Origin of the sequence: Pseudoalteromonas sp. XMcav1-K (genome assembly GCF_044005875.1) — a bacterium.
Lineage (GTDB): Bacteria > Pseudomonadota > Gammaproteobacteria > Enterobacterales > Alteromonadaceae > Pseudoalteromonas > Pseudoalteromonas spongiae.
Window position 1 is genome coordinate 39,858 of record NZ_JBIPJE010000033.1, and the last position, 12,175, is coordinate 52,032.

The following is a 12,175-nucleotide window of genomic DNA, read 5'->3' on the forward strand; positions in this document are numbered from 1 at the left end:
CAGTTAAGGAGAGTAACCATGGCATTAGAGCTTAATGAAGTAGCACGTTTTGTTAAAGCGCAAGCACCGTTTAGTGATCTAGAATCCAGTGCCACTGAGTACTTTATTAAAAGCCTTGAAGCGGTTTATTTAACACCAGAAAATCAAAATCAATGGCTAAACTCAAATGCACCCTGCTTATTTTTAATTCGCTCTGGCTTGTATGATATTTTAGATAGCAGTGGTGAAGTGGTTGCGCGTTTATCTGAAGGCGATTATTTTGGCTACCCATCGCTATTAACAGGCGAGCCAATTAGTAATCGATTAGAAGTGCAAAACGAAGGCATTGTATATCTGCTTAGCCAAACTCATTGGGATTATCTGCGCGAACACTATAAAGCATTTGCACAGCATTTTGTGCGTGCTCATGCTAACCGCCTGCTCAGTGTGAATTATAAAAAGCGTAGCGATGATTGGTCGAGCAAACGCATAAGTGAAATTATGAAGCAAGGTGCCGTAACAGCTGGCCCTGAAACTAAAATTAGCGATGCCGCCAAAACCATGAGTCAATTTGGTGTTTCATCGCTTATGATCACTGAAAATAACAAGCTGGTGGGAGTAATTACCGACCGCGATTTACGTAACCGCGTGCTCGCAGAAGGACGTAGCCCGAACGACGTGGTTGCAACCATTATGACCACAAAGCCAAAGCATGTGTTTGAGCACAATCGTGTATTTTCTGCATTTCATTTAATGCTAAAGCAAAATATTCATCATTTACCTGTGCTTGATGAATCACATCAACCCTTGGGTATGATCACTGCAACCGATTTATTGCGCCAGCAAAAATCTGACCCAGTACAACTTATTGGCCGTATTTATAAAGCTGAAAGTGTAGCTGATATTAAGCGCTATGCATTGGAAGTTCCTGAGTTATTGCGAGGGTTTTCAGACAGAGTAGAAGATACAAGCTTAATTGGTAAATTACTTAGCGGTATCACCGATGCCATGACGACGCGTTTAATTCAATTATTTCAAACGCAAAATGACACAGCGCCAACGCCGTTTAGTTGGATCTGCTTTGGTTCACAAGCACGTGAAGAGCAAACATTACATTCAGATCAAGATAACGGTTTATTGCTGCCAGACAACCTGTCGCAAACGGAGCTAGATTACTTTAAAGCGTTAGGTGAGTTTGTTTGTGACAACCTAATTGCGTGCGGTATTAAAGAATGCCCAGGTGGTATTATGGCAAGTCGTGATGCTTGTCGTATGGGGCTTTCTGCATGGTTAAATCAATTTGGCTCATGGATTAAAAGCCCATCGCCGCAGGCTATTTTAAACTGCAAAATCTTTTTTGATATTCGTTTTGTTGATGGCTCTGAAAGTTTGTTCGAAGAATTTAGTAAAGGCATATTAGCAACTACTAAAAATCAGATATTTTTTGCCTCAATGGCAACGGATATTAATACTAACTCGGTACCTATCGGTTTATTTAATCAGTTTAAATTAGAAAAAGATAAGCAAAAACATACGTATATTGATTTAAAAAAGCGTGGTGTGGCAATTATTAACGATATTGTTCGCCTCTATGCGCTGCATCATAATGTTACTGCTGCTAATACCTTAGAGCGCTTAAGTGCGTTGTCTAAACAACAGCAAGTGAGTAAAACGGATATTTATGATTTAAAAGATTGTTGGCGCTACCTTACGCAGCTGCGTTTAAACGTGCAGTTACAGCAAAAAGGGTTACCGGCTAATTGTATCGACCCAGAAGATTTAACCTCACTGGAACGCCACCAATTAAAAGAGGCGTTTTATTTAATTAAACAAGCACAGCAAGCGGCCGCCTTTAAGTTTGCTAGAGGCAGTTTATGATGGGAATACTTGAATCAATTAAGCGCTTTTTTGTGTTGCCCGAAAAAGACAATGACATATTGAAAAGTAACTGTTTTAAGGTGGACTATTTAGTTATTGATTTAGAGTTAACCGGGCTTAATGCAAAACAAGATGAAATTGTCTCGATTGCGTGGGTGCCAATTAGTCATCAACGCATTCAAATTGGTCAATGTCAGCACTTTATTAATAATCAGGTGAGTAATTTAAATCAAAGCCCTGTGTTTCACGGCATTGATAATACAACGATTGCGGCAGGTGTACCGTTAAATGAGGCGCTAAAAGCGTTAAATGAACTACTCGACGATAAAATATTAATATTTCATAACCAACAGCTCGATTGGGGATTTTTACGTATCGCGTTTAATAATGCGGGTTTATTGCACAAGCCTTTAGCAATACTCGATACTATGAATATCGAACATAAACGCCTTGCTCGCCAAGGGCATGTAATTGCTCAAGATAGCTTAACCTTAAGCAGCTGTCGCGAGCGCTATCGCTTGCCAGAATACAATTGTCATAATGCACTTACCGACGCCATGGCCACCGCTGAGTTATTTTTAGCGCAAGCTAATCAAATTAGCCGTGGTAAACCACTATTAGTTAAACACTTAATGTAAAAAGGGAAGTGTTAACCACTTCCCCTGCAAGTTAGTTACACGCGCTTAAAAGCTAGCAGTAAAACTTAAACTTAATTGGCGAGGTTGGCCAAGGGTTTTATTGTTGGTGCGCGCACCACGTGCGTCATACACTTTATCTGTTAGGTTTTTCGCTGATAGTTGAATATCGTAATTTTCCCACTGATAACCAACACGCGCATTTATTAACGTACGCGCGTCATTTTGCGGCACATAGTTTTCGCCCCACAGGTTTTTCATTTCATTACTGTTTTGATACATGGTATCGGCCAATGCGCTGTCTTGGTAGTTTGCATCAGCAGATAGATATAAACCAAAATCAGTGTGATAACTTGCGGCTAAGTTTGCAGTCCATTCAGGTGAGTCCGCAAATGGCTGACCTTTTAAATCAAGCGTCAGTTCACCTGGAATAGCAACTAAAAACTCTTCAAACTCGGTTTTAGCACGGCCAAAGCCTGCACTTAGCGTTAGGTTATTGGTTGGATAGTAGAACAATTCAAATTCAAACCCTTGCACCGTCGACTTACCGGCATTCGTGGTTTCTCTGTCGTATTGGTTACCCGACAGCTGCACGCTAACTTGTTGATCTTGCCAATCTAGATAGAACACGTTGGCGTTCGTCACTAAGGTGCCATCTAGCCAAGTTGAGCGCAGTGAAAGCTCGTAGTTATCGGTAAACTCAGGGTCGTAGGTAAAGAGTGTCGCTCGCGCTGAGTTGGTACCTACACCACCAGAGCGGTAACCTTGTTGGTAGGTAAAGCTGGTGGTGATGTTATCGGTTAGGTGATAACTTGCGCCTAACTTCGGCAGGACTTCGTTAAATGTTTTAGACGTTAAAGGCTCGTTTTGTGACGCTTGACTTGCCATATTAAGCAGCTTCGCATTGATACCAGCTACAAGTTGGGCAAACATCGGGTTTGCTGCATAGTCGCTTGGGTTTGGTAACAAGTGTGCATTACCAATACCATAGGCTTGCTCAGTCGCATTGGCTTGTTTTTCTTGGTCCCAGCGAATGCCAGCAAACACATCAAACTGATCATTGATGCTGTAAGTAAAATCAACAAATACTGCGGTGTTGGTAATTTCACGATATAAATTTGAATAAGTATCAAGCAGTACAGGGTCAACCGGTGCGTACAGCGCTAATACTTGATCGGCAATCGCCTGTGGTAAGCCTAATCCGCCATTTTCTGGTGCGGCGACCAGTAATGTTGGTACGCCAAGTTGGTTAAAGCTAGCACTACGATTACCAATCGCTTTATCTTTTACTTCTAAATTTGAATAATACGCGCCAATAATCCCTTTTAAATTATCGTATTCAAATGTCAGTTTTAGCTCTTGCGTTAATGTTTCGTCAGAGCGTTTATCGTGCAGTTGTGCAATCGGTAATGGCGATGCATCACCATCCCACTCGTATCCATACTGCATATCTGAATAAGTTGTGATTGCTGTTGCCGACCAAATATCGTTAATGTAGTAATCTAGATTTAATACCACTAAGTCTGAATCGGTAAATTCCCATGTTGGATCATTAAAGTTTACTTTACGGTAATCTTTATCGTAACTTGGGTGTGCGTCTGCCCATACAACGCCCATTTCTGTTTCAGATTTGCTGTAACTTAAAATCGCTGAAAAATCTTCAATCGGTTCAAATAGTAGTTTAAAGCGATACAGGTTTGAGTTTGAAAAATCTGAGTTTTCGTTGTTGCGCGCAATATTTTCGATAACGCCGTCATAGTCTCTGTCTTCGGCGGTAAAGCGAAATGCTAATACATCATCGATTAAGCTACCACCAGCGGCAATAGCAAGTTCTTGTTGTCCGTTTTCGCCTAAAATTACGCGCCCTTTGGCGCTGTATTCATATGCTGGGTCGTAGGTATTCACAACAATTGCACCAGCAAGGGCGTTGCGACCTTGTAGTGTCGATTGCGGGCCGCGTAATACTTCCACTTGGCTTACATCCCAAGTAGAAAAACCGCCTTGTTGAATCTCACGCATTGGCAAGGGTGCACCGTCAACATAAACACTGGTTAAAAAGCTGTTGCCACCACCTGATACATTAAAAGAGTCAATGCCACGAATTGTAAAGCCGCCCACGCCAACTTCGCCAGTCACATTAGGCACAACAGATAGGGCATCGTAAAGATTATTAAGCTTTTGCTCTTCCAGTACTTTGTTGGTGATTACGGCTACACTGGCAGGGGTTTCTTGCAAAGTGCGGTCAATTTTTTGGCCGGTAACAATAATCTTTTCAATATCATTATCGTCTTCAGCCATAGTTAATGGTGAAACAATTAGGCTGGTCGCTAGTGCATATTTTACTGCAGCCGTTACAGCATTGGTTCTACGTTTAACAGTAAACATATCGTCCTTTTTAGAATGTAGTTGTGTGAATAATTTATTGAGTAGTTAATTCAGTAACACTTGGTTGTGTTTGAGTGCTTTTAAATGCGGGCTTTTTTGTCACTTGTTTTGCTGCAAAAAAGCTAATACCGCTGAGCAGTAGTAAGATGCTTTGCGTAATCACAACATCAAATTTGTGTTCTGCGAGTTGTTGCGCCGTTGCGCTAGGCAATAAAACCCAGTCTAGTACGACAACAAGGGCAAATATTGCGCCGCTCAGCTGCAATGAATATTGATTGAATTTCGCGTTGTTTTTGATTAATTGAGCAAGGACTAACATCATCAAAAATGACGCAAATACGCTGTTTTCGATAATCTCTGCACGCGTTGTTATCTCAATTGGTATTATTCGTGCGGCACTAAAGCCCACAGCAATGGCAAAGATAAAGCCAATAAAGCCACCGCTTGTCATTCGCGTGACAAAATTAAGTGAACGCTGACTTTGATTACGCTGTTTTGCACGTTTCTCTAGCCACATTAAATTGCCGGTTAAAATTACATAACAGGTTGCTAAGCCGAGCAAAAAGAAAGCTAACCGTAAACCGTAGCCAGCAAAATCACCAAAGTGCAAACGGGCAATTACACCTAAGCCACTGCGAACGGCATTGTCGTAGTTGTCTTTAGTAAGATAGATTTGTTGTTGATTACTCAGCTGGTAATGTACTGCGGTTTCGGTGGCAAACCTGTCTTGCTTTTGCCCTGTAAAAATCGCGACAGCGCTTTCATCGCCAAAGTGCTCAATCATTATGCGGTCAATGATTGCGTTATCCATGTCTTTTTCTGCTATTGCACGCAATCTGTCGATGCCGTTCATCGCCATTTTGTTGTCGATGATATCAATATGGGGTTCGTTAAATCCTGCAGCCGCGAGTAGCTTTTGTTGGTCGCCTTGGTACAACACAAGCGCATAAGAAATTTGGTAGACAATCACTAAGTTAAAAACTAATCCGGTGAAGGCATACATCACATGAAACGGCAGACCCATGGTGCCGATAATATTATGCGCGTCTAACCATTTATCTTTATTGCCATCTTTACGGTATTGAAAGAAGTTTTTGAAAAGCTTACGCCAATGAATAAGTAACCCGCTAAGCACCGCAACAAAAAAGAACAGGGTAATGATCCCAACAAAATATAAGCCAATGCGGCCAAGGCCTAGATTGTAATGAAGTTGGTAAACGAAGTTACCGAAATCCATGGTATCGGCATTACCAATAATTTCGCCGCTCTGTGCATCCAGCATAATATGCACATCGCTATGATCTTCTCCTGTTTCGGGATCCGTACCTTCAATGTTTTTTGCAAAGTAAGCTTCTATATACGGTGAATGTTCTGTTGGCGGTAATAAATAAAACCTGTGATCGACATATACATCATAGTGCTTATTAATGGTTGCAATAGCGTTATCGTAACTTACGTTTTGAGAGTCTGAGGATACAGTTTGATTTGCATGTATTGGTAGCTTTTCCCATGCCACAATGTTTTCGCGAAATAAGCTAATTGAACCAGCAAAAAATACGATGAATAACACGATAGATATAACAAGACCAATCCATGCGTGTGCGTTAGTTAATGATTTCAGAGTTTTATTATTCATTATTATTGACTCATCAAAAGAACAACGTTGAGTAAGCAAGAGGGAATAAGCACAAGGCTAATGTTTTTGGCTGCTTTGCGTGCTTTTTCAAATGCGTAACTCCACACCAGTACGCCTGCCCAAATAGGGAATGCCAACACCAAGCCTGAAATAAGTCTAACGTCTTCTGCTAACGGCAAAATCAAATTTAAATTGAGCACGATAGAAATGGATAGTAATAGACCAAAAAAGAAGCCAATCAGTGTTTTAGGCCACATAGCTCACCCCCGCTAATACCAATAGCGATGCCACAACGCTTGTATTGAAACGCCAAATGTTATTTGTATAAGTGCTTAAAATTGTATGGCTTACCAGCGCAAGCATTAATGCGACAAAGGCCGCCAGTAACGAAGATGTAAGCGCAAAAGACACAGAGAAAATAGCTACACCAATAAAGTAACCAATAACTAATAAAAAATTGGCAATAGATTTATTCATTGGTTTACTGAGCAGTAGTTGTTTTTCACTGCCTAAGTAACAGGCTAGGCATCCAAGCCAGATTGGGATAATTGCTAAAAAGCTCATTATAATGTAAATGATATTGATTTTTATTCGATCTTAATTGTGTTTTTTATTTGTCGCAACATTTGTTATTCGAAAAATGTAAAAAATTATTAAAATCAAATGCATTAGTTAAAAGTTGATTTAAACGATGGGAGCGTAATGGTGACTTTTACAAAGCACTTATTATGAAATGCGAGATGGGTTGGTTGGTAGGAGTACGGTTGGCGTATTTTTCACTTTAATCTCAAATAGACATCTAAACATCTAGAGCTTGATATTTCTGGCTATCCGTTCATAATTAGCGTCAGGTTAAACCCAATTTACCATAGTAATAAGGATTAAATGATGCCAATCACAGTGCGCGATCAATTGCCCGCTATTAATACATTAAGGCAAGAAAATGTGTTTGTAATGCCACAAAGCCGCGCGCAAACACAAGAGATCCGCCCAATGCGATTAGCCATTTTAAACCTGATGCCAAACAAGGTTGAGACTGAAGTACAGTTTATTCGTTTATTGGCTAATTCGCCGCTGCAGGTAAATGTGGAGTTACTGCGTTTAGATACTCACCGTAGCAAAAATACCTCTGAGCAACATCTTGATATGTTCTATAAGTATTTCTCAGAAGTTAAAAACGAAAACTACGATGCCATGATTGTGACTGGCGCGCCTTTGGCACACCTAGAATATAGCGATGTTGCGTATTGGCAAGAGTTGAAAGAGATTTTCGACTGGGCTGAGCAACATGTTACTTCTACCTTATTTTCGTGCTGGGCCGCTCACGCAGGGCTATTTCATCACTATGGATTAAAGCGAAAACTTAAAGCGAAAAAGCTCTGTGGTGTGTTTGAACATCAACGCTATTTTGAACACGCAGCGCTAACACGCGGTTTTGACGATGAATTCTTAGTGCCGCATTCGCGCTATGGTCATATTAATGAAGCTGATATTGCAAACCACAGCCAGCTTGAAGTCATTGCCGGATCGCCAGAGGTCGGTGCGTTTTTAATTAAGAATAAATCCGGTTCGCAGGTGTATTTAACTGGTCACCCAGAATACGATGCCGATACTTTGAATAAAGAGTATTTACGCGACCGAGAAAAAGATCAGAATGCGCCTAAGCCAAATAATTATTTTCCTAATGATGATGCCAGCGCCAAACCAAGTAAAACTTGGCAGAGCCACGCCTTTTTATTATTTTCAAATTGGTTAAACTACTACGTTTATCAAACCACGCCATACGATATTAATTTAGTCAGCCAAGACGTAAGGACTAACAACTATGCCGAATAAATCACAGCAATTAACCGCTGCATTAAAAGCGCGTATTCATATTCTTGATGGTGCAATGGGCACCATGATCCAGAAATACAAACTGGAAGAAGAAGATTACCGCGGTGAACGCTTTGCAAATTGGCATGTGTTGGTCAAAGGCAATAATGACTTACTCAGTTTAACCCAGCCACAGATCATTGAACAAATTCACCGTGAATACCTTGCGGCAGGCGCTGATATTATTGAAACCAATACCTTTAACGCGACTACTATTTCAATGGAAGACTATGAAATGGCAAGCTTAAGCCGTGAAATCAATCTTGAATCGGCAAAATTGGCGCGTAAAGTGTGTGATGAATTTGAAGCACAAGATCCAACAAAACCGCGCTATGTAGCCGGTGTGCTTGGTCCAACATCAAAAACCTGTTCTATTTCGCCAGATGTAAACGACCCTGGTTTTAGAAACGTTACCTTTGATGCCCTTGTTGAAGCCTACATTGAATCAACACTGGCATTGATTGAAGGTGGCGCGGATTTAATTCTGATTGAGACTATTTTCGATACGCTTAATTCAAAAGCAGCGGCTTTTGCAGTAGAAGAAGCGTTTGAGCACGCAGGTGTTACTTTACCCGTAATGATTTCAGGCACCATTACTGATGCATCTGGCCGAACTTTATCAGGCCAAACAACCGAGGCATTCTACAATTCTATTCGTCATATTAAGCCTATTTCGATTGGCCTTAACTGTGCCCTTGGGCCAGATTTACTACGCCAATATGTAGAAGAGTTATCGCGTGTGTGTGAAACCTTTGTATCGGTTCACCCCAACGCAGGCTTACCGAACGAATTTGGTGAGTACGATTTAGAAGCGGACGAAATGGCAAAAGAAATTATTGATTGGGCAGAGTCGGGCTTTATTAATATTGTTGGTGGCTGTTGTGGCACAACGCCTGAGCATATTAATGCCATGTATCAAGGCACAAAAAATGTAGCACCGCGCCAACTACCCGAAATTGAAGTGCGCATGCGCTTAGCTGGCCTTGAAGCCTGTAATTTAAACTAGGAGCAAACATGACAAGCAGTACAGCAGTATTTACCAATGTTGGTGAACGTACCAATGTTACGGGTTCAGCTCGTTTTAAACGTTTAATCCTAGAAGAAGATTACGAAACCGCACTCGAGGTTGCCCGTGAACAAGTAGAAAACGGCGCGCAAATTATCGATATCAACATGGATGAAGCCATGTTGGACTCAAAAGCGGCAATGGTACGTTTTTTAAATCTAATTGCGTCAGAGCCAGACATCTCTCGCGTGCCGATTATGGTCGACTCATCGAAGTGGGATGTCATTGAAGCAGGCTTAAAATGCATTCAAGGTAAGGCAATCGTTAACTCGATTTCACTTAAAGAAGGTGAAGAGCCGTTTATTCAACAAGCTAAAATCATTAAGCGTTTTGGTGCCGCTGCGGTTGTCATGGCTTTTGATGAAACAGGTCAAGCAGAAACGGCCGATCGTAAGTTTGAAATTTGTCAGCGTTCGTACCGTATTCTAGTTGACCAATTAGGTTTTCCGCCTGAAGACATTATTTTTGACCCGAATATCTTTGCGGTAGCTACGGGTATTGAAGAACACGACAACTACGCCGTTGAGTTTATTGAAGGTACGCGCCGCATTAAACAAAATTTACCGCACTGTAAAGTGTCGGGCGGTGTCTCAAATGTATCCTTCTCATTTCGTGGTAATAACCCGGTGCGTGAAGCCATTCACTCGGTGTTTTTATATCACGCGATTAAAGCGGGTATGGATATGGGTATCGTTAATGCCGGTCAGCTTGCGGTTTACGATGATATTCCAAAAGAACTGCGCGATGCAGTTGAAGACGTAGTATTAAATACCGACCCTGAAGCAGGTGAGCGCTTAGTTGAACTTGCGCCTAAATACTCAGGGCAAGGCGTTGAAGCGAAAAAAGAAGATTTAGAATGGCGCAGCTGGTCTGTTGCAAAACGTTTAGAGCATGCCCTTGTTAAAGGTATTACCGAATTTATTGACGAAGATACCGAAGAGGCACGCCAGCAAGCTGATAAACCAATTCAAGTAATTGAAGGTCCATTAATGGACGGTATGAATGTCGTCGGCGACTTGTTTGGTGCTGGTAAAATGTTCTTACCGCAGGTTGTTAAATCGGCGCGGGTAATGAAGCGCGCGGTTGCCTATCTAGACCCGTTTATTGAAGCGGAAAAAGAAGAGGGCGCATCCAACGGAAAAATCCTAATGGCTACCGTGAAAGGTGATGTACACGACATTGGTAAAAACATTGTGGGGGTTGTACTGCAATGTAATAACTACGAAGTGATCGACCTTGGAGTAATGGTTCCTGCGGAAACCATTCTACGCACAGCGATTGAAGAGAAGGTCGATATTATTGGTCTTTCTGGCCTGATTACGCCATCGCTTGATGAAATGGTGCATGTGGCAAAAGAAATGACGCGCCAAGGGTTTGATATTCCTTTATTAATTGGCGGTGCAACCACATCAAAAGCGCATACGGCGGTTAAAATTGAGCCGGAATATGACAAAGGTGTGGTGTATGTAAATAATGCTTCGCGTGCGGTTGGTGTGGCCTCAAGTTTGTTAAGCAAAACGCAAAAGCCTGAGTTTTTAGCAAAAACCACTACTGAGTATGAAAAAGTACGCGAACAACAAGCGCGAAAACGTCCTCGCTCTAAGCCAATAACACTTGAAGCAGCTCGCGCTAACAGTGCACCAATCGACTTCAAAAACTACACGCCACCGGTGCCAAAAAAACTTGGTGTGACAGAGTTTAAAGATGTTTCGATTGAGACATTGCGCGAGTATATCGACTGGACGCCATTTTTTATGACCTGGTCGCTTGCTGGTAAATACCCGCGCATTTTAGAAGATGAAATTGTGGGCGAAGAGGCAAAGCAGCTATTTAAAGATGCTAACGAGATGCTCGATGATTTAGCATCATCAAACAAGCTGCAACCGTTAGGCGTTATGGGTATATTCCCAGCTAACCGTGTTGAAGATGATATTGAAATCTACAGCGATGAATCGCGTAGCGACGTGCTTGTAACAAGTTGTCAGTTACGTCAGCAAACTGAGAAGAAGGATTTCCCGAATTACTGTTTAGCAGATTATATCGCACCAAAAGGTACACCAGATTACTTTGGTGCATTTGCGGTAACCGGTGGGTTAGAAGAAGACGATTTAGCGGATGTATTTGAGCAGCAGCAAGATGACTATAACAAGATTATGGTAAAAGCCGTTGCCGACCGTTTAGCTGAAGCCTTTGCTGAATATTTGCATGAGCGCGTGCGTAAAGAAATCTGGGGTTTTGCAGCCGATGAAAACTTATCGAACGATGAGCTTATTCGCGAAAACTACCAAGGTATTCGTCCGGCTCCTGGTTACCCTGCGTGCCCAGAGCATACTGAAAAGCAAAAAATTTGGCAGTTACTTGATGTAGAAAATCGCATCGGTATGAAGCTGACTAGCTCTTATGCGATGTGGCCGGGCGCGGCAGTTTCGGGTTGGTATTTTTCTCACCCAGAGTCGAAATATTTTGCCGTTGCACAAATTCAGCAAGATCAGCTAGAAGATTATGCCAAGCGTCAAGCAATGAATTTACAAGAAGCCGAACGTTGGCTGGGACCTAACTTGTAAAAGTCAAAGGGAGATTTATATCTCCCTTTTCTTTTGCTAATGATTAACAGCATTTAGCGGCATTTATCCGTTGCCTGTGCTGTTCTGCATCTAGTGATTTGCCTGCATTATCAACTCACAATTAATTGGCGTTAGTTTTTCGCGTTTAAATTCGCTT

At 41.7% G+C, this 12,175-nt stretch carries 9 protein-coding genes; 5 read left to right on the forward strand and 4 right to left on the reverse strand.

Annotated elements, in window-relative coordinates:
- The first annotated feature begins 18 nt into the window (after positions 1-18).
- Positions 19-1,857 (forward strand): putative nucleotidyltransferase substrate binding domain-containing protein, encoded by a 1,839-nt coding sequence (locus ACHSBP_RS05370; RefSeq protein WP_010561874.1) that lies wholly within the window; start codon positions 19-21, stop codon positions 1,855-1,857.
- Positions 1,857-2,495 carry a 3'-5' exonuclease gene (locus ACHSBP_RS05375; RefSeq protein ID WP_395388354.1) on the forward strand — a complete coding sequence of 213 codons (639 nt, stop codon included), beginning with the start codon at positions 1,857-1,859 and terminating at the stop codon, positions 2,493-2,495. Before ACHSBP_RS05370 ends, ACHSBP_RS05375 begins: the two co-directional genes overlap by 1 nt.
- A 45-nt stretch (positions 2,496-2,540) precedes the next feature.
- Here the strand turns inward: ACHSBP_RS05375 and ACHSBP_RS05380 are convergent, their stop codons facing one another.
- From ACHSBP_RS05380 to ACHSBP_RS05395, 4 genes are read right to left on the reverse strand one after another with little or no spacing between them, the layout of a single operon-like run.
- Positions 2,541-4,877, reverse strand: a complete 2,337-nt coding sequence (locus tag ACHSBP_RS05380) for a TonB-dependent receptor (RefSeq protein ID WP_395388281.1) — start codon at positions 4,875-4,877, stop codon at positions 2,541-2,543.
- Between the two features lie 34 nt (positions 4,878-4,911).
- The gene (locus ACHSBP_RS05385; RefSeq protein WP_395388282.1) at positions 4,912-6,513 is read right to left on the reverse strand and encodes a PepSY-associated TM helix domain-containing protein; all 1,602 of its coding nucleotides are present in this window, start codon (positions 6,511-6,513) and stop codon (positions 4,912-4,914) included.
- Between the two features lie 2 nt (positions 6,514-6,515).
- Positions 6,516-6,770 carry a hypothetical protein gene (locus ACHSBP_RS05390; protein ID WP_010561870.1) on the reverse strand — a complete coding sequence of 85 codons (255 nt, stop codon included), beginning with the start codon at positions 6,768-6,770 and terminating at the stop codon, positions 6,516-6,518.
- Positions 6,760-6,990, reverse strand: a complete 231-nt coding sequence (locus ACHSBP_RS05395) for a hypothetical protein (RefSeq protein ID WP_395388283.1) — start codon at positions 6,988-6,990, stop codon at positions 6,760-6,762. The genes ACHSBP_RS05390 and ACHSBP_RS05395 overlap by 11 nt, the downstream gene beginning before the upstream one ends.
- 411 nt (positions 6,991-7,401) lie before the next feature.
- On the opposite strand from ACHSBP_RS05395, the gene metA reads away from it, so the two are divergent.
- The 3 genes from metA to metH are packed head-to-tail and all read left to right on the forward strand — an operon-like array spanning position 7,402 to position 12,018.
- The gene (metA, locus tag ACHSBP_RS05400) at positions 7,402-8,349 is read left to right on the forward strand and encodes a homoserine O-succinyltransferase (protein WP_395388355.1); all 948 of its coding nucleotides are present in this window, start codon (positions 7,402-7,404) and stop codon (positions 8,347-8,349) included.
- The gene (locus tag ACHSBP_RS05405) at positions 8,339-9,394 is read left to right on the forward strand and encodes a homocysteine S-methyltransferase family protein (protein ID WP_395388284.1); all 1,056 of its coding nucleotides are present in this window, start codon (positions 8,339-8,341) and stop codon (positions 9,392-9,394) included. Before metA ends, ACHSBP_RS05405 begins: the two co-directional genes overlap by 11 nt.
- A gap of 8 nt (positions 9,395-9,402) precedes the next feature.
- A complete protein-coding gene (gene metH, locus ACHSBP_RS05410; RefSeq protein ID WP_395388285.1) occupies positions 9,403-12,018 on the forward strand; it encodes a methionine synthase in 2,616 nt (871 codons plus the stop codon).
- The last annotated feature ends 157 nt before the right edge of the window (positions 12,019-12,175 follow it).